The 18,246-nt window shown below is 38.1% G+C and carries 17 protein-coding genes; 10 read left to right on the top strand and 7 right to left on the bottom strand.

Translation table 11 applies throughout. The features are described 5' to 3' along the window. Positions 1-103 precede the first annotated feature (103 nt). The gene (locus tag ACFQRG_RS21585) at positions 104-997 is read right to left on the bottom strand and encodes a LysR family transcriptional regulator (RefSeq protein WP_380970208.1); all 894 of its coding nucleotides are present in this window, start codon (positions 995-997) and stop codon (positions 104-106) included. 153 nt (positions 998-1,150) lie between these two features. Between ACFQRG_RS21585 and ACFQRG_RS21580 the strand changes: the two genes are divergently transcribed. The 9 genes from ACFQRG_RS21580 to ACFQRG_RS21540 all read left to right on the top strand — a co-directional run bounded on the left by ACFQRG_RS21580 (position 1,151) and on the right by ACFQRG_RS21540 (position 11,111). After that, positions 1,151-2,332 carry a M24 family metallopeptidase gene (locus tag ACFQRG_RS21580; RefSeq protein WP_380970205.1) on the top strand — a complete coding sequence of 394 codons (1,182 nt, stop codon included), beginning with the start codon at positions 1,151-1,153 and terminating at the stop codon, positions 2,330-2,332. Positions 2,333-2,586: 254 nt separating this feature from the next. Next, positions 2,587-4,020 (top strand): sodium:solute symporter family protein, encoded by a 1,434-nt coding sequence (locus tag ACFQRG_RS21575; protein ID WP_380970202.1) that lies wholly within the window; start codon positions 2,587-2,589, stop codon positions 4,018-4,020. A gap of 176 nt (positions 4,021-4,196) precedes the next feature. After that, on the top strand, positions 4,197-5,333 hold the full coding sequence (locus tag ACFQRG_RS21570; protein WP_380970199.1) for a M24 family metallopeptidase: 1,137 nt from the start codon (positions 4,197-4,199) through the stop codon (positions 5,331-5,333). Between the two features lie 623 nt (positions 5,334-5,956). Continuing rightward, positions 5,957-6,865 (top strand): nucleoside hydrolase, encoded by a 909-nt coding sequence (locus ACFQRG_RS21565; protein WP_380970195.1) that lies wholly within the window; start codon positions 5,957-5,959, stop codon positions 6,863-6,865. Positions 6,866-6,884: 19 nt separating this feature from the next. Continuing rightward, entirely contained in the window at positions 6,885-7,496 is a 612-nt protein-coding gene (locus ACFQRG_RS21560; protein WP_380970193.1) for an ECF transporter S component, read from the top strand. Next, complete coding sequence (locus tag ACFQRG_RS21555; RefSeq protein WP_380970190.1) at positions 7,493-8,260, top strand: energy-coupling factor transporter transmembrane component T family protein; 768 nt, start codon at positions 7,493-7,495, stop codon at positions 8,258-8,260. Before ACFQRG_RS21560 ends, ACFQRG_RS21555 begins: the two co-directional genes overlap by 4 nt. Next, positions 8,248-9,108: an energy-coupling factor ABC transporter ATP-binding protein gene (locus ACFQRG_RS21550; RefSeq protein WP_380970187.1), complete on the top strand. Its 861-nt coding sequence runs from the start codon at positions 8,248-8,250 to the stop codon at positions 9,106-9,108. Before ACFQRG_RS21555 ends, ACFQRG_RS21550 begins: the two co-directional genes overlap by 13 nt. After that, entirely contained in the window at positions 9,095-9,910 is an 816-nt protein-coding gene (locus ACFQRG_RS21545) for an energy-coupling factor ABC transporter ATP-binding protein (protein WP_380970184.1), read from the top strand. Before ACFQRG_RS21550 ends, ACFQRG_RS21545 begins: the two co-directional genes overlap by 14 nt. A 190-nt stretch (positions 9,911-10,100) precedes the next feature. Then, complete coding sequence (locus ACFQRG_RS21540; protein ID WP_380970181.1) at positions 10,101-11,111, top strand: NADPH:quinone oxidoreductase family protein; 1,011 nt, start codon at positions 10,101-10,103, stop codon at positions 11,109-11,111. A gap of 307 nt (positions 11,112-11,418) precedes the next feature. On the opposite strand, the gene ACFQRG_RS21535 is transcribed toward ACFQRG_RS21540, so the two are convergent. The 4 genes from ACFQRG_RS21535 to ACFQRG_RS21520 all read right to left on the bottom strand — a co-directional run bounded on the left by ACFQRG_RS21535 (position 11,419) and on the right by ACFQRG_RS21520 (position 14,614). Beyond that, on the bottom strand, positions 11,419-11,781 hold the full coding sequence (locus ACFQRG_RS21535; protein WP_380970178.1) for a thiol-disulfide oxidoreductase DCC family protein: 363 nt from the start codon (positions 11,779-11,781) through the stop codon (positions 11,419-11,421). 150 nt (positions 11,782-11,931) lie between these two features. Continuing rightward, positions 11,932-12,948, bottom strand: coding sequence for a Delta(5) desaturase DesA (gene desA, locus ACFQRG_RS21530; protein ID WP_380970175.1), 1,017 nt, complete (start codon positions 12,946-12,948; stop codon positions 11,932-11,934). Positions 12,949-13,238: 290 nt separating this feature from the next. Beyond that, positions 13,239-13,610: a hypothetical protein gene (locus ACFQRG_RS21525; RefSeq protein ID WP_380970172.1), complete on the bottom strand. Its 372-nt coding sequence runs from the start codon at positions 13,608-13,610 to the stop codon at positions 13,239-13,241. Between the two features lie 212 nt (positions 13,611-13,822). Next, entirely contained in the window at positions 13,823-14,614 is a 792-nt protein-coding gene (locus ACFQRG_RS21520; protein ID WP_380970169.1) for an SDR family NAD(P)-dependent oxidoreductase, read from the bottom strand. Positions 14,615-15,004: 390 nt separating this feature from the next. On the opposite strand from ACFQRG_RS21520, the gene ACFQRG_RS21515 reads away from it, so the two are divergent. Next, positions 15,005-15,310, top strand: coding sequence for a DUF5634 family protein (locus ACFQRG_RS21515; protein WP_380970166.1), 306 nt, complete (start codon positions 15,005-15,007; stop codon positions 15,308-15,310). Positions 15,311-15,455: 145 nt separating this feature from the next. On the opposite strand, the gene ACFQRG_RS21510 is transcribed toward ACFQRG_RS21515, so the two are convergent. Both ACFQRG_RS21510 and ACFQRG_RS21505 read right to left on the bottom strand, forming a co-directional pair. After that, positions 15,456-16,856, bottom strand: coding sequence for a glycoside-pentoside-hexuronide (GPH):cation symporter (locus tag ACFQRG_RS21510; protein ID WP_380970163.1), 1,401 nt, complete (start codon positions 16,854-16,856; stop codon positions 15,456-15,458). Positions 16,857-17,023: 167 nt separating this feature from the next. Next, the gene (locus ACFQRG_RS21505) at positions 17,024-18,088 is read right to left on the bottom strand and encodes an NAD(P)-dependent alcohol dehydrogenase (protein WP_380970160.1); all 1,065 of its coding nucleotides are present in this window, start codon (positions 18,086-18,088) and stop codon (positions 17,024-17,026) included. Positions 18,089-18,246 lie beyond the last annotated feature (158 nt).

Here is an 18,246-nt window from a genome sequence, read left to right as displayed (position 1 = left end):
ATTTCCAGGTGTTCCTTAACTTTATTCCTGCCAATAGTTGAACCTTTTTCTATGTTAGACCGTTTTATTCGCTGCTTTTGCATTCCGGTTTAAGTCGCGAACCTTAAGACATATAAGGTATCATTAATTCCCTGATTAGATTAAGAAAAGAATGTACAATTGGAGATTTATTATCTTTGTGCCATGCCGCCGCAATTTTACAGGTGGCTTTACTTTTTTTTAGGGGTAAATAAACAACATCATCGTTTTTTAAAAATTGAAATGATGAAGGCAGTAAAGCTGCTCCCATTCCTGAAGCGACTAGGGCTAAGATGGTTTGCAATTCTTGTACTTCTTGAGATGTTTTAGGACTGAACCCTGCTTGAAAGCAAAGGCTGATGATAGCGTCGTAATAACTGGGTCCTACGCTTCTTGGTGTCATAATAAATGGTTCATTGGCTAATTCCGATACATCAATAGGCTGTTTTAGTTTTGCTAAGCGGTGAGTTTTTGGTAAAGCTGCAATAAAGGGTTCTTCCCGTATAACTTCAAATTTCAAATGTGGGCTATCAATAGGCGAAACGAGCAAACCGACATCAATTTTTCCTTCGGTTAGAGCTTTTACTTGATCCGAAGTTGTAAGTTGTTGAAATATAATTTTTAAGTTTGGGTATTTATTTTGATAGATGTCAAGTATGGGAGGCAGGAGGTCATAAACAGCTCCGCCAAACCCTATGGTTAACTGTCCAATTTCTCCCCGGTATATACTTTGTGCTTCTTCGCATGCCTTATTTACATCACTAAGTATTTGATAGCACCTTTTAAGAAAAACTTTCCCTGCTTCTGTTAATTCAACTTTGCGTTTTGTTCGATAAAGCAGCGGAACGCCAAGTTCTGTTTCCAATTGTTTAATTTGATGGCTTAAAGGTGGTTGAGCAATTTTTAACCGTTCTGCTGCTTTTCCAAAATGTAATTCTTCTGCCACAGCTATAAAGTATCTTAAATGTCTCAGTTCCATATATGTCACACCTACTAATATAAATAATGTATTAATTAATAATGAAAAATATATTAGACGTATTTTCAAACGTATTATAACATTATTTTAAGTAGTTAAAATATTCAGTTTGGTATTCTTTTATATTTTATTTTAAGAGGAAAGGGGATAATTATGCGTTTATCTATTTCAAAAGATGAGATTATTAATCGCCAAAAAAAATTATATTCTAGGCTTCAAGAAAATAGAATCGACTGTGCCATATTGTTCAGTATAACTGACATCTTCTATTTAACAGGCTTTCATTTCCGTTCCTCGGAAAGGCCTATCAGCTTTTTTTTAGATTCACAAGGGAAAACGCACCTTTTTGTACCAATGTTAGAACATGACCATGCCGAAGAATATGCCCAGGTAGATTTTGTACATTCCTATCCTGAATATCCTGGACTTCGCCATCCGATGGAATATTTTAAGGAATATTTATTGGAAGCAAATTTTGAAGGTAAGATTGTCGGCTTAGATGCAAAAGGATATAGTTCGTCTAAAGGGTATCGGGGCGAACAAATTGACCAATTTTTATATGCCCGTGAATTTAAATCTATTTTTGGATGGGTTGAAAATATGAGGATGATTAAGTCCTCTGCAGAAATAGAATTAATTAAAGAATCTTGCCGATGGGGGAATTTTGCACACCGTTTATTACAGAAGTATTCGAAAGAAGGCCTTAGTGAAATTGAAATTTCAAATAGGGCAACTACGGAAGCCACTTTGGCTATGATTGAAACGCTCGGTCCTGAATATAAACCGCATGGAAATCCAGCAAATGCATTTTACCGTGGACAAATTGGCCCTCATTCCGCATTTCCGCATGCAAATACCCAGAATGCAGTGTTAAAAACAGGAGACACTCTCGTTTCACAAGCAGCTGCGGATGTATGGGGGTATAAAAGTGAATTAGAACGTACGATGTTTGTTAAGGAAGTAAACAAGGAACAGGAAAAATATTTTAACTTGATGGTTCAAGCGCAAGAGACCGCCCTTGATCATATCAATTCCGGGAAACCTTATTCAGTTGTTCAAGAAGCAATACAAATATTTTATAAAGATAATGGAATTGAACATTTAACCCGTCATCATTCGGGGCATAATATCGGATTACTAGGACACGAAGCTCCCTTTTTCGATTTAGGAGATCATACAATCATGGAACCAGGAATGGTTGTAACGGTTGAACCTGGGATTTATGTAAAAGGGTTAGGAGGATTTCGCCACTCCGACACTGTTCTAATTACGGAAAATGGGATAGAGTTTCTCACCTATTATCCAAGAGATTTGGATTCTTTGATATGTAATTGACCTTAGCTGCTGCTTAAGAAGTATGAAATTCCGCACCCTTTTCTGAAACTACAAAACAACCTCAAAGACCATGCTTGAACTGATAGTTATATCTGTTGTGGATGGAAAGAATAGTATTTTCGCGTTGACTTGAAAGGAATGTTAATTAATGACGGGGAAATGGTTAAAGTTAAAACCAGTGTCCGAAGTTATCGGAAATTAATTTGTTATTTCATCCACTTTATGGCTTTACACTATAAAAAGGAGTTGTAAACATGCATATAACCCCAAATTTAAATCTTTTATGGTATGTAGTTGGATATGCTATCCTCATGGTGATAATCGGATTTTTCTTTTCAAAAAAGGTATCCAAGAGTGAGGATTTCATACTTGCTGGAAGAGGATTAGGTACCTTTGTTTTAGCTGGGACATTATTAGCATCATGGGTGGGAAGCGGGACGGTATCTGGTGGGGAAACTTCCATGGCATATAGTTTCGGCATTATTCCTTCACTTTTAAGTAACATTCCAGCTCTTGTTGGAATTGGAATACTTTATTTTATCTTACCAAAAATAAGAGAAACAATTGGGGATCGAAAAAAATATACTCTTGCATCAATAATGGAAGAAAAATATGGGCAATTCGCGAGAGTATTAACTATCATTATCATTATTTTGGCTTATGTAGGTATAGTTTCCTATCAATATAAAGGTGTTGGTTTTATTCTTAATGTGACAACCGGCCTTTCCGTCGGATGGGGAACAACCATTGGTGCGGTGCTTATTATCTTTCTCGCAGCAATTGGTGGTCTGCGCTCGGTAGCCAATACGGATTTTATTAGCACGTTTATCATGATTATTGGTTTGTTAGTTACTTTGCCGACAATCTATATAATTGCAGGCGGATGGCATGGGGTTATTAGCAATACACCACATAGTCATTTAACCTTTACAGGTCCTTTGTCTATTCCTCAATTAATTGGGTATCTACTGCCAACCTTGTTTCTGCTGCTGGGGGACCAAAACATGTATCAAAGAATGGCCGCCTCGAAGGGGGATCGGACATCAAAAAAAGCACAAATTGTATGGTTTATTGGTTATTTAATCGTTGCTCCGACAATTTCTCTTATTGCATTTGCCTCTGCCTCTTTATTTCATAATATAGATCCAGGTATGGCTTTGATGGCAACGTCTGCTGTTATGCCGCAGTTTGTCGGTGGATTGCTTTTAGCAGCAACAACTGCCTTTATTATTACAACTGGGGACTCGTTTCTATTATCGGCAGCCACTAATGTAACCTATGACATTGTTGATCGACTTTCAAAGAAGAAATATACAGATGCACAGTTACTTATGTTTACGAGAATATTTGTTATCGTTTTAGGTCTTTTGGCTTATTTATTAATAAACTTTTTCCCGACTGTACTATCAGTACAAATGTATGCTTACACAGTTTACGGGGCTGGAATTACCCCTGCCATCTTATCTCTATTCTTATGGAAACGTGCCAATGCAGCCGGGGCTGTTTCATCAATGTTAGTAGGGGTTATTGTAACCTTGGTATGGGAAGTGGGATTGGGACAGCCATTTGGTTTAAACAGTTCAGTAATTTCTATACCTGCGGCGATAATTGTCCTTATTATTGTAACATTGACAACTTCAAAAAGGCTAACACCTAGTTCGGACAGTTCAACTAGCATAGAGAGTTAGATAATTGGTGGTTCTTTATAATTTTAATTGATATTTGGTTAGATAGTTCTAATTGTTAGGAGAAATAACCGTATGAATGATTATTGTAAGTTTAGACGAAATGAAAAACATTCGCTAAACCCAACAGTAATTTAAGGATACTAAAAATGCTAAAATACCTAAAGGAGTGTGTTGAAATGAATGTGAGTCACCGTTTAACCGAATTGAGATCTTTTATGGAGAAAAATGACATTGCTGTTTCTATTGTGATGAATCCTGATAATCAATTCTATTTAAGTGGTTTTAAAGCTATTCTTTATTCAAGACCTATCGTTCTATCAATAATGGAAAATAAGGTTGATTTAGTTGTACCAGGGTTGGAGGAAGCACATGCTAAAAGTGAAGCGAATGCGGATGAAATTCATGTGTACTACGAGCATCCTGAAATGTCTGAACAGGCTGCAAATCATACGACATTAGTAAAAAAAATTTTGTCGGGATATTCCAAGGACACTAGAATAGGCTTTGATTTGGCACATGCTCCTGCCGAACTAGTCTTTGAAGTTGAAAAGCTTGGCTACAAGGCAGTGGATGTTGGTCGTAAAATAACTGAGATGCGTTATATTAAGGATCAAGATGAAATTGATTTAATGATCGAGGCGGGGCAACTTGTAAATTTAGCTGTCAGTAAATCATTAGAGTCTTGTAAACCTGGAGTAACAGAATTAGAGATTGACGCAGTTGGTAATACAGCATTATTTTCTAAAACGGCTAGTAAACACCCTAACGCTACACTTGGCTTTTTTGTCATGTCACCTTCTGGCGAAAAAAGAAGTATTATGCCGCATGTTTTTTCTAATACGCGTAAACTTAATGTTGGGGATGTTATGATTCATAGTCGTCAGGTTGCTTTCAATGGATATAGGGCGGAATTAGAGAGAACCGTTATTATCGGAAAACCGACAGAGCAACAAATAAAGGCCTTTAAAACCGCACAGAATGCGCAGCAAGCAGCCTTGGAGTTTATTAAACCTGGTGTAACTGCTGCCCAAGTGGATAAAGTGGCCAGGGATGTGATTGAAAAAGAAGGCTTTGGTAAGTATGCGATTCATCGGGTAGGTCATGGTATAGGAGTATCAGAGCATGAGGAGCCTTATTTAAGATTTGACAATGACCTTGTGTTAGAGGATGGAATGGCTTTCTCAATTGAACCGGGTTTCTATATACCAGGTTTAGGTGGATTTCGTCATTCTGATACAGTTATCCTTACACCAGACGGAAACAAAATAATTACGGAGTATCCAAGGGATTTAGAGTCTTTGGTATTTGATTGATCTAATAAATCCACCCAACAATTTTTTACAGTTGGGTGGATTATTTTTGTTGTTTAATCTTTTGATTGATATCAATTTCTTTAGTTATTTTATCTGCAAAATCTTCGATAAACATTTTGTCGTGTTTTTATAATATGGGCCTCCTTTTTAAGGTAACACTAGTTGGTGTACTAACTGCTGACTACTAGAAATCGTCTTAAAAAATCATTTTCCGGGAAATAATGACGTGGGTCGACTTAATATCGCTTAAATCATCAGTAATCTAATAACCTATTTACACAAACAATTCAAAATACCCTTTGTATTTTACCCTAGTAAATCCTTAAGTAATTTCCCCAATACACTTAATATTGGATAAGCTTAAAATAAAGTCTGGTTTATAAAATAATCCACTCCAAAACAATTTAACGTTGGGTGGATTATTTCTCATTTTAATGGATATAAAGGGTAATTCTCCTATAAAAGTATAGCAATGATAGATATCACAATGTAATGTTAGAAAAACGTATATTATCCAAGAAATTCAAGTAGTAAAGAAGTCATACAACCATTTATGCCTGAATATTATTAATACTAATATCAAGAGGCTTGAACATGCTGTATTCAAGTTAAGGAGGGGTTTCATGGCAATCCCAGTCATTATTGACACAGACCCGGGCATTGATGATGTTGTTGCTATATCAGCTGCGCTGTTTGAAGAAACGCTTGATGTCAAGCTAATCTCAACGGTTGGAGGCAATGTTGGAATAACAAATACCACAAGAAACGCTATGAATTTAGTGCATTTTCTAAGAAAGGACGTAAAGGTAGCAAAGGGTTCTGAAGCGCCCTTGCTTAATCCGTTAGTAACCGCGAGCGTCGTTCATGGGGAAACCGGTGTTGGCGGTTATCAATTTTCTGAAGAGGCCCCTATTAATCTTTTACATAAAGAGCATGCTGTTATCGCCATGAAAGATGTCATCCTTAGCTCGGAAGAACCTGTTACCCTAATTCCAATCGGACCACTTACTAATATTGCTTTACTGATTAAATTATTCCCAGAGGTAAAGGCGAATTTGAATAAAATTGTTTTAATGGGCGGAGCCGCGAAAGGCGGTAATGCGACGTCTGTTGCTGAATTTAATATATACGTTGATCCTCATGCCGCAAAAATTGTATTTGATGAAAGTATCCCAATTGTCATGTGCGGGCTTGATGTCACGCGTCAGGCAACCATTACCAAAGATAACATTGATACTATAAGGAATCTTAACAAAACAGGGGAAATGCTAAGCGAGCTTCTAACTTTTTACGGAGATTCTTCTTCCAGTCGATTTGAGTATGCGGTTCATGATATGTGCACGATCATCTATATAACACATCCAGAGATATTTGAAACAAAAAACGCAGATGTAACAGTGGTAACGGAGGGACCGGCATCCGGTTGTACGGTAACAAAATTTACGGAAGATGGCCATGTCAAAGTGTGTTTGAATGCCGATGCAGAAGCGTTTAGGAAAAAGGTGATTCATAGTATTTCAAAAGCTTTATAAAATTTAAGGGGGGTCTACATTGTCTATTAAAAAGGATTTTTCATTGATGGCTATTTTGTTAATTCCCGTTGCCATTGCCATTAATATTGTCGGAGGGCAGCTTGTCAATTTATTAAAACTTCCAGTCTTCTTGGATACGATTGGGACAATATTAATCTCTTGTATTGCCGGACCTTGGGTTGGGGCGGTAACAGGCATTCTAAGCAATGCGATTAACGCCATATTTGCCCCTCAGCTATTCCCGTATGCCTTTGTAAGTGTTTGTATTGCTGTTGTTGCCGGCTATTTAGCAAAAGGAAAAATGTTTACCACCCTTGTAAAAACTGTTATTTCATCTTTAATTATTGTTTTGACAGCCATTATTTCTAGCTTGCCGATCACTGTTTTCATTTTTGGCGGTGCTTCAGGCGGAGGGTCGAGTTTGGTGACAAGTGCGTTCTTAGCGATGGGACACAGTCTTATTCAATCTGTTCTTACATCAAGCCTCATTACCGAACTGGCAGATAAAATAATATCCTGCATTATTGTATTTCTTATTATTAGAAGCATGTCCACCCGCTATTTATCTAAGTTTTCTCAAGGAAGCATTTATATTAAGCAGAAAAAATCAGCGAAAGGAAATTTAAAATGACTGCTGAGAAAAGCAATATCATATGCGGTCTCTATCCAATAACAAAGTTAGTCATTGCTGTTTGCTGTATTGTGCTGGCTTTTGTGCTGCCTGATTTTGTTACTAGATTATGCTTAGTTGTATTCATCCAAATCGCTGCCATTATCAGCGGAAAGTATAAAAGTTTTATAAAGTATTTTTTGCTTACAATTGGTGTTTTGGCATTATTTATCTTACTTATTCAATCCCTTTTTTATCAAGGGACAAATCCGGAAATTTTATGGACATTAGGCATATTATCTATAAAGTATGAAGGCATACTTTATGGTCTTAAAATTGCTTCTGCTGTACTTGCATTTGGCAGTGCTATCTTATTATTTTTTCAAACAACCTCTATTAAAGATTTTATATATTCATTGGAAAAAAGCGGCCTTTCTTCAAAAGCGGCCTATGTCGTCTTAGCAACATTGCAAATGATTCCGCAGATGCGCAAGCGGTCCCAAGTAATTATGAGCGCTCAAAAGGCCAGAGGCGTGGAAACGGAAGGCAATGTATTTGTCAGGGCTAAGGCTTTTATTCCAACACTAGGGCCGCTCGTTCTCAGTTCAATAGCAGGAACTGAAGAAAAAGCATTAACTTTAGAAGCAAGAGGTTTTTCTTCTTCTGCAAAGAAAACGCATCTGTTTAAGCTTGATGATACAAAAAGAGATAAAGTTATATGTATTATTGCTGTCATTATTACGCTGATTTTGATTATCTGGAGGATTGCCGCATGGCTTATATAAGTTTAAAAAATGTGTCTTATACCTATCCAACTTCAGAAGAACCAACGATTAAGAACCTGTCTGTCGAATTAGAAAAAGGGAAATTTTACGCCGTTGCAGGTGCAAACAGCAGCGGAAAAACAACACTATGCAATATCATTCGCGGATTTATCCCTCACTTTTATAAAGGAGATCTTAATGGTGAGGTTTGGATTGATGGCAAGAATATTTCTGAACAGGAGTTTGGCGACTTAGCTATTAAAATAGGCTACATTTTTCAAAATCCATTTAACCAAATCAGCGGCATTAAAGAAACAGTATTTGAGGAACTGTCTTACGGATTGGAGAACTTTGGGGTGCCCCGTGATGAAATATTTCAAAGGGTTGGAAAAATCATAGAGCTTGCCCATTTAAAGTCGTTAGTCAATAAAAATCCGATTGAAATGTCCGGAGGCCAACAGCAATTGGTCGCCCTGGCATCGATATTAGTGATGGAACCGGATATCTTTGTCATTGATGAACCAACATCCCAACTTGATCCTCAAGGGACAGAGGAAGTCTTCAAACTTATTAAGCTAATGAAAGAAAAAGGCAAGACTATTATCCTTGTTGAACATAAAATTGATCTCATAGCGGAATATGCAGATGAAGTCATTGTGATTAAAGATGGTGAACTTATGTTACAAGGTGAAACAAAAGCCGTTTTGACTGATGAGCGGTTGCCGGAATGGGGAGTTCCATATACGGAATATACCAAATTAGGGATGAGTCTTAAAAACAAAGGCTTCCCTCTTAAGGAGATACCAATAACTTTAAATCAAGCTGTATCTTTCATAGAAAAGAGGCGGACAAACCATGCCATTTCTTGAGCTGAAAGAGGTGTCTTTTGAATATCCCAATGGATTTAAGGCAGTCGACAATGTCTCGCTTTCTTTTGAATTAGGGGAAAAGGCTGCGATTGTAGGGCAAAATGGCGCCGGCAAGACAACAACTGTAAAATTAATGAATGGTCTGCTTAAACCTGATCAAGGGGACGTCACTGTAGGTGGCTTAAATACAAAAGATTATACAACAGCCCAAATTTCCAGAAGGGTAGGCTATGTTTTTCAAAACCCTGATGATCAGATTTTCCACAGTAATATAATTAATGAAATAAAATTTGGCCCGAAAGTTCTAGGGTTTACAGAAGAAGAGGCGGAGAAATGGGTTAATCTGGCCATAGAATTAACAGGCTTATCAGATTATCTGGAGGAAAATCCCTACAACGTGCCGCTCTCTTATAGAAAATTTATCACAATTGCTTCTGTTATAGCCATGGACACTGATGTTTTAATATTTGACGAACCGACAGCAGGGCAGGATTTATACGGAGTCGAGCGATTAACCCATATCATTAATCGCTTACAAGCATTAGGAAAAACAGTCATTATTATTACCCATGATATGGAATTTGTCATCCGTCATTTCACAAGAGTGATTGTCATGGCTAATAAGAAGGTTTTGGCCGATGGCAACTGCAGGGATATTTTTTGGGACTTGAATTTGTTAGATAAAAGTATGTTGAAACAGCCTTGTATCAGCAGGGTAGCGTATGAGATTGGATTAAAGGATGCAAAGCCGTTGTTTGAGGATGAGGTTGTTTCGTTGTTGGTGGAAGAATCAACAAAGTAAAGAATAAAAAACTGCCAAAAGATGACGGGGACATCTTAGAGTGGAATATTTTAGTAGAAATTTTTTAAAAGTCCTCCTCCTTCAAAGCTATAAGCAAAGAAAACGTTAAAAGTCATTTTATGTGTTAAAATAAGGAAAAATAAATCAGCTCTCTTATACAGTTTACATTATTTATAAAGGAGGAGCGTACATGTCCCAATTGTTTAATGCACTAGTCGTAAACAAACAAAATGATCAATTTTCTGTTGGGGTTGAAAAGCTAAATCTTCAAGACTTGCCAGAAGGTGAAGTATTAATCCGTGTTCACTATTCAGGTGTGAATTATAAAGACAGCCTCGCTGCTATTCCCAATGGCAATATTGTCAGAACTTATCCGTTTGTACCCGGCATTGATTTGGCAGGTGTTGTCATCTCGTCCGATGATCCACGCTTTAAGGAAGGCGACGAAGTCATTGCGACAAGCTATGAGATCGGTGTTTCCCATTTTGGAGGGTACAGTGAGTATGCATGTATTCCAGCTAAATGGATTGTTCCGCTTCCAAAGGGTCTTTCTTTAAAAGAAGCAATGATTATCGGAACAGCCGGTTTTACGGCGGCATTGTCTGTTCAACGTCTGGAAGAAAATAAAGTTTCACCGGAAAAAGGAAAGGTGCTTGTCACAGGTGCAACCGGCGGCGTCGGCAGTTTTGCTGTTTCAATTCTTTCGGCTCTCGGTTATCAGGTTGAAGCAAGTACAGGTAAAGAATCGGAATACGACTATTTGCAAAAGCTCGGAGCAGCATCGATTATTTCACGCGATGAAGTATATGATGGAAAGATCAAAGCACTAGGAAAACAAAAATGGGCGGCTGCTGTTGATCCAGTTGGCGGTGAACCGCTTGCATCTGTCCTAAGCCAAATTCAATACGGCGGCTCGGTCGCTGTAAGCGGGTTAACAGCAGGGACAAATCTGCCGTCAACTGTTTTCCCATTTATTTTAAGGGGTGTCAATTTACTTGGGATTGATTCCGTCTATTGTCCGATGGAAATGCGGCTTAAAACCTGGGATCGCCTAGTAACAGACTTCAAACCGTCTAACTTAGAAGATTTTATTCAACAAGAAGTTACTTTAGATCAACTTCCGGACGTTCTTCCTACACTATTAAAAGGACAAGCGAGAGGGCGAACAGTTGTAAACATGACTTCTTCGTTATCGCGGTGAGGATTGGATTAATATCAATAGTTGAAAAATGGCTTCAAAGTGTCTAAAATGGCACAGCTTAAACAAGCATCTATGCCGTATAAAAAAATCCGGGAATTTCCCCCAACCTTATGAGTTTGTATCGTTTACTCAATTCGACAGCTGGGGGAGACTCCCTTTTTGTGTTCCAAACTCCTTTAGGCTGCAGCATGGCATTTATGACATTCGCCCAATTGGAAATAAAAACCTGATACAAAAGACATCCCGATTTGGAATGCCTTTTGATAAAGGAGCTAAACTGATCTTGTGAGAGCCATAAAAAACTAACTTAAGAGTAAGATTCTAAACGTCCAAACCACTGGTAACGATTTTTAGAAATCCACATGTACAATGGATCTAAGATTTTATCCATGAAGGGTAAGTACAGTATCCAACTTGCAGGGAAGGTCAGCGGCAGCTGTGTTAACAATTTTCTTATCGTGTAAATTCCGGCATGCAAATGTCCTTTTGATGAAATCATATGAATGCGGTCATAAATATCACGTCCTTGCAAAAAACGAAAGCGGTCGCTATGTTCAATTTCTTGTACAGGCATCCATTTAATCCGGTGAAACCAATCTAATTTTTCAATAACAGTCTTCACACTTGAGCACAAGGGGCACTCGGCATCATAAAATACGATATTTTTCATCACGAACCTCCTCCTTGATAAATTTTTTCCCTTCTAATTAGTATTTAAAACTTAATTAAGAAAATTAGATTTCAAAAAGAACATATGTAAGGCTGATCCCAAAAGTCACTATTTCGTAGACTCATAAGATCAGCCCGGAATATCATTATGCTAATTGTTTTCTCTAATATAGTTTCTAATGCCGCGGTTTCCAATAAATTTCTTTGACTGAGTGTCCCATAACTTGAAGGTGAGTGATTTCAAACTCATCAACAGTGTCAGCGTCGGCACATCCTGAAGCCGGGGATCACTTTTGTGTGCTTTTTCCAGATGATAGTTTGGCACGCGGGAATTCAAATGATGCACATGGTGGAATCCGATGTTTCCTGAAAACCATTGCAAAATTTTCGGCAGTTTATAGAAAGAGCTTCCTTTTAATGCAGCTTCGACAAAATTCCAATTGTCGCTATTTTCGAAGTAGCCATCTTCAAACTGATGCTGTACGTAAAATAGCCATACGCCTATGAATGTAGCAATATAAAAAATCGGCAGCTGAACTAAAATAAATGCTTTCCATCCTAACGTGTAACCCAGCAGCAATATAACAGAAACGAGAATCATATTAGTGATCCAAACGTGTCTCTTTTCTTTATTTGGTGCGTTCTTATTGTTAAAGCGGTAAGCGATTAAAAAGATATATAACGGCCCGATTAAAAACATCACAATCGGGTTACGGTATGTGCGGTACCATAAACGTTTCAGCCAAGAAGCGTTTGCGTATTCCTGAAGAGTCATCGTCCATACATCACCGGAACCGCGTTTCTCTAAATTTCCATTAAAAGCATGGTGCTTTGCATGACTGTTTTTCCACTTTTCATATGAACAAAAGGTAAACATTCCGGTAATTGTACCTACTATTTTATTAGCTTTAACGCTTTTGAAAAATGAATAATGCGTACAATCATGAAAAATGATGAACGTTCTCACTAAAAATCCTGCCGCCGGAATGGCGCATAATAAAGTTAACCAAAACGATATCTGCAAGCTTAAATAAGCTAAAACCCATAATATGATAAACGGCCCTACTGAATTAATCAGCTGTCTTACACTTGTCGAGATATGCGGACGTTCAAATGCTGCTAATTTTTTCTTCCATTCACGAATGTCAGACTTTTTATGCTTGTGCAACCAATCACCTCATCAGATTTATCATTTAATAGAAAAACTTTATATTTTCACTTTTTAAAGAGTGTTCTTGTTATTTTTACTTTCTGGAATCTATTTTGCGTTTACTATTCAGTGTTAAAGGGTTACTTATTTAGTTTACATTGTAAGAGACATCTTTGGAAGCAAAAATGTTCATTTCCTTTAATAGGAAGCTTCTATCTCAGGTAATAAAAAAGGCTGCAACCTTTTTAAGTTGCTGCCTTTTTCACGTTAATCACAAAGCTAATTTTTAATTAGATCAATATTCGATTTTAGTTCTCTGTAATAATAGTGTCTTGTTGGCATCGGCCATAACCAGGGTACCCGCCGCCTGAGCCCATATAACCGCCGTGACCAGAGAAGCCCCCGTAGCCCATATGACCGCCATAACCAGGATAACCAGGGTACCCGGTATAGCCGCCATAGCCAGGATATCCGCCGCCTGAGCCCATATAACCGCCGTAACCAGGGAAGCCCCCGTAGCCCATATGACCGCCATAACCTGGATAACCGGCGTACCCGGTATAGCCGCCATAGCCAGGGTATCCGCCGCCGGATCCCATATAGCCTCCATAACCCGGATAACCGCCATAGCCCATATAACTTCCGTAACCAGAATAACCTCCAAACAATTGCCTATCCATCCGTATCCTCCTCATATCCAAATACAATGTAGTATATGCGCCTAAGGGCTCGGCTTGGGATAAAGATTTTCCCTAAAAAGGGGGAATTTTAAAAGTAAACTAAAAATAATTATTAAATTATGGTATTTAGTATGCTGTGAAAAATTAAAATTTTGATTTCTAGTGGAAAATGACTAAACCTGATCTAATAGCTTGTATACTCTAAAAAATACCTACCGCAATACACTGCCGCCCGATATTTTAACAGACTCGCCAACGATGTTTTCTGCTGCGTCCGTTAGCAAAAAGGCAATCGTGTTGGCTACTTCACTTGGTGTTGTCATACGTCCTGATGGAATTGATCCCTTTATGACTTCGGAAACAGAGCGATTTTCACGATCCGCCTTATTTTGCACAGAGTTTCTTCCCATTTCTGTATCAACAAAGCCGGGGCAAACAGCATTAACTCTTATGCCGTGTTCGATTGCTTCAACGGCCATTGAATGGGTAAAACCGATCAAGGCAAATTTTGAGGAGGCATAGGCAGTTCCCCCGTATGTACCCCGCAAACCAGACAATGAGGCCACGTTGACAATGGCACCATCTTTTTGTTGTTTCATTGTTTTATAGATCAGTTGCGTTAACAAAACGGTTGAAGTGTAATTGATATACATGACCCGTTCAATGTCTGCTTGTTCAAGTTGATCAACGGTGCCGCCGCCCAAAACACCCGCATTATTTACAAGCAGTGAAACCGGACCATGCGCTTTTTCGGCAGCACTTACAAGTTTTTCGCGTTCTTCTTCTTTTCCAAGATCCGCTGCATACGAAAATACTTTACTATTCAGGTCCATCTCGCTAATTTCTTTTGAAAGCTCATCCAATTTCTCAAGTCGTCTCCCTGTAATGGTCACACTGGCACCCATTCCGGCTAAGACTTTTGCAGTTTCTGAGCCTATGCCGCCTGTGGCACCTGTAACTAGTGCATGCTTTCCTTTCAAGACATCTTTTGCAAATATACTCACATCACCATCTCCTAAAATTAAATTTTGATAAGTTAATAAATTCAGTTTTATCATAACACAAAAGATATTCCTATCACCTGAGCTTGACTGCTATAAAGATTTCAATCAATTTCCTATGGGATTATAAAATTGAATGAGTTCTCTTTTGGTTTTTTGAGGTAACTTTATCATTAGCGTTAAAAGGAATTCGATCGAATCTAAGTTAATCATATCCACTTTAATTAAACGTTTGTTTAAAAAGCTCACAAATTTTTGAGGTAAAACAAATTTCTTAATTTAAAGCATAAAATTACATTTCTTGTTATCAATTTGACTAATACTTCCCAAAATATAGGGGTAAAGACATTTTGTCTAAAAAACCCGATGATATTAAGAAGGGAGATTTAGGATATGGAATACGTACCGAGAGAAACAGTCCTAAATGATATGAAATCAGAAATGAAGAACGTTATGAATAATTATGGCCTTGAAGATATTGGCCTTTATGAAGAGGAAGGCGAAGGAAGGGAATATTATATAGGTTATACGGTTAGAAAAGACGGGAAGGTTTATATGATTAATATTCCATTCGTTAAAAATGATAAGAATGAACTAGCCATAGCCGAGCAATGTTGGATGATCCAGGAGGAAAATGGTGACTACAAAGGCTGTAAAACGCTTGGGGAAGTGTTTCAGGCCATTAACTATCTTCATTAATCGAATTTCTATTTTTAAATATGATAAGAAAAAATCAATATACCTCTGAAGGGGGCAACATTCTTCAGAGGTAATTTTTCATGCCTTTTTAAAGATTATTTTAAGCAGCCAATATTATGCTGATCATCTTTTACTTAATTATCCATTATTTATCCTGCTTTTTCTGTTCCATTTCTGAAATCATTGTTTGATACCTTTTTTCCGATAGAGGATAGAAACATATGATTAAGATTGAAAGTAAAATAAAAATTCCTGGAATCAAAGCATTCATGTTCCGAATGGCATTAAGGGATGAGAGTGTCTGATGGGCATTAGCGACATAACCAGACCGTCCCAAGTAGAATGCAGCGAAAGAACCGGCAATAGCAACACCTAATTTGTTGATAAAACTCATGCTGGACACAACTACACCATCTGCTCGAACACCAGTCTTCCATTCTGCGAAGTCTACGCAATCTGCAAGCATCCCCCAAGCAAGCGTATTTAAGGGTGTTGTAAAGAAGCCGGAAGTAAAAAACCAGATTAAAATAAGTGTGACCGAAGTATAGGGTGTAAACTGCAACCCAGCGTACGTAAGCAGTGAAAGAGATGCTGAGATAATCATTAATTTCTTTCTACCCCATTTTTCAGATAACAAAGGTATAAATAAGTTGCTGATTAACGCGGCGCCAAAAAATAAAACAGTTCCGATAAATTTTAATTCTTTGTGATGCATATTATACGTAAAATAGTAGACCATTGTACCTAATCGAATGTTAAAAGCGATTGCAAACGCTAAAAATGATAAAGCAAGAATAATCAACGGTTTGTTTTTAAATAGCACAGATATTGTCTTTTTGAATCCATGGTTATGCCTTTTTTTAACAGCGATTCTTTCCCTGACAGTAAAAAAGCTGAAAAGGTTTAAAATGATGCTTACAATTGCATAGAGAAGAGCAGTAAACAGAAATCCTTTTGACTGGTTATGACCGCCAAACGCTGTAACAAGCGGCGTTGCGCATGCGATGGATAAAAGGATGCCAATATAAACTAATATCATACGTACCGTTGTTAAAACCGTTCGTTCTTGTACATTATCAGTCATCCGGGCGGTTAAGCTATTGACTGGTATGGTTTGCATACTGAAAGACATCCCAAGCAAAATATAAGTCACGTAGGCATAAATCATGTTTCCTGTTAATCCAAAGTGGGGTGTTGTAAAACATAAAACAGTAAATACTGCGAACGGAAGGGCAACCCATAATAAGTATGGTCTGGCTTTTCCCCATCGTGTATTGGTTTTGTCTAAAATGAATCCCATTAGAGGGTCGCAGACAGCATCTAAAATACGTACTAACAGAAACAATGTTGCAATAATTGCGGGCTTAATACCGTCGACATCTGTAAAATAAAATAGGAGATATGCGTTTACAAATTGAAAGATAATATTATAAGACATATCGCCAAAGCCATATCCAAACCGCTCTAACCATGATAAACGCCCGCTGAATGTTGTCTCCGTTAAGTCCCCAGACTTCAATTTTTCTGATTGTGCTGTGTTGATCATTTATCATCCCTCCTGAATCCGGTTACATTTGTTAGTTTACTTCGATCTTTAGATCTATTGATACAGCGGGAGTACTAAAATCCGCCTAAGACGTGCCCTTTATTAACTCTAAGCAAATTTCGTACTCCTTTTATATGAAAAGATGCGATACTATTCAATAACGGAAATTAGCGATTCGGATAGACAACTACCTTTAAACATTCATTCTTATAATTAAGCGCCCGCTCCATTGCTTCTTGTGCCTCTTCTAATGAATACTTGTCTGTAATTAAATTCTTTGTATCCGCAATACCGGAGGCAAGGAAGTTGATGCCTTTTGGATACGTATTGGCATATCGGAAAATACCAGAGATATCAATTTCATTATCTGCGATAAACGGTACATTAAGCGGAATATCGTTCTGGGCTGGCAATCCGACAATGGCAAGTTTTCCGCCGCGGCGAACTGATGCCAGTGCTGACTGCAGTGCCGATGGATTTCCTGCTGTTTCCCAAGCAACGTCAACCCCTTTGTTGTTTGTTAACTTACGGATTTCTTTAACCGGGTCCTGATCACGAATATTAATTGCATGGGTTGCCCCCATTTGTTTTGCCGCATCAAGTCTAAGCGGTTCAAGGTCAGTTACAATGATGTTTCCTGCGCCAAATGCTTTGGCTGCGGCAACAGCCATCAGACCAACCGGCCCCATTCCCATAATAGCAATCGTGGAACCAGGCTGCAGTTTGGTTCTATTTGCGGCATGAATGCCAACGGAGAAGGGTTCAATAAGGGCAGCTTCCTCGTAAGAAAGCGTATCCGGAATCGGAAAAACAAAGTCTTTTCGAATTTTAATATACTGGACAAACGCTCCATCTACGGGCGGCGTAGCCAAGAACTGAACGTCCGGACAAAGGTTATATCTTCCTTCTTTGCAAGCTTCACAGTGTCCGCAGGTTACGCCCGGTTCAATCGCTACACGGTCGCCTGCTTTAAACTCTTTGACATCTGACCCGACGGCTGCAATATCCCCGGCACATTCATGACCAAGGATAAACGGCTTTTCTACAACATATTTACCGATTTTGCCGTGTGTATAATAATGCAGATCTGAGCCGCATATGCCCACGGCAATGACTTTGATCAAAACTTCATCTGGATTAATTTCCGGTACAGGCAGTGTTTCGATATTGATTTTCCGAGGGCTGTGCATAACGGCTGCTTTCATTGTTTGAGGTACAGTGTTTTTTAACATTCGTCAATTTCCTTTCTTTATTAGTATTTAATCTTGGATACAATGCTTATAAAATTTAATCGCTTTAATTGTGAAACTCTAATATTGATAAGAAAGATAGATTCATACTCTCATCAAAAATGTAAGTGCATTCAGTTTTAAAATCACTTGTTTCATAT

The organism is Scopulibacillus cellulosilyticus (genome assembly GCF_042665295.1).
Lineage (GTDB): Bacteria > Bacillota > Bacilli > Bacillales > Sporolactobacillaceae > Scopulibacillus_A > Scopulibacillus_A cellulosilyticus.
The sequence above is the reverse complement of the archived record's forward strand: the minus strand, read 5'-3'. Positions and strand labels throughout refer to the sequence as shown.

Bases quoted from the DNA above. Each gene is read 5' to 3' on its own strand.
- ACFQRG_RS21545 (WP_380970184.1), top strand. From the start codon at position 9,095: ATGCCATTTCTTGAGCTGAAAGAGGTGTCTTTTGAATATCCCAATGGA.
- ACFQRG_RS21565 (WP_380970195.1), top strand. From the start codon at position 5,957: ATGGCAATCCCAGTCATTATTGACACAGACCCGGGCATTGATGATGTT.
- ACFQRG_RS21540 (WP_380970181.1), top strand. From the start codon at position 10,101: ATGTCCCAATTGTTTAATGCACTAGTCGTAAACAAACAAAATGATCAA.
- ACFQRG_RS21580 (WP_380970205.1), top strand. From the start codon at position 1,151: ATGCGTTTATCTATTTCAAAAGATGAGATTATTAATCGCCAAAAAAAA.
- ACFQRG_RS21555 (WP_380970190.1), top strand. From the start codon at position 7,493: ATGACTGCTGAGAAAAGCAATATCATATGCGGTCTCTATCCAATAACA.
- ACFQRG_RS21510 (WP_380970163.1), bottom strand. From the start codon at position 16,856: ATGATCAACACAGCACAATCAGAAAAATTGAAGTCTGGGGACTTAACG.
- ACFQRG_RS21525 (WP_380970172.1), bottom strand. From the start codon at position 13,610: ATGGATAGGCAATTGTTTGGAGGTTATTCTGGTTACGGAAGTTATATG.
- ACFQRG_RS21570 (WP_380970199.1), top strand. From the start codon at position 4,197: ATGAATGTGAGTCACCGTTTAACCGAATTGAGATCTTTTATGGAGAAA.
- ACFQRG_RS21535 (WP_380970178.1), bottom strand. From the start codon at position 11,781: ATGAAAAATATCGTATTTTATGATGCCGAGTGCCCCTTGTGCTCAAGT.
- ACFQRG_RS21505 (WP_380970160.1), bottom strand. From the start codon at position 18,088: ATGTTAAAAAACACTGTACCTCAAACAATGAAAGCAGCCGTTATGCAC.
- ACFQRG_RS21585 (WP_380970208.1), bottom strand. From the start codon at position 997: ATGGAACTGAGACATTTAAGATACTTTATAGCTGTGGCAGAAGAATTA.
- ACFQRG_RS21515 (WP_380970166.1), top strand. From the start codon at position 15,005: ATGGAATACGTACCGAGAGAAACAGTCCTAAATGATATGAAATCAGAA.
- ACFQRG_RS21550 (WP_380970187.1), top strand. From the start codon at position 8,248: ATGGCTTATATAAGTTTAAAAAATGTGTCTTATACCTATCCAACTTCA.
- ACFQRG_RS21575 (WP_380970202.1), top strand. From the start codon at position 2,587: ATGCATATAACCCCAAATTTAAATCTTTTATGGTATGTAGTTGGATAT.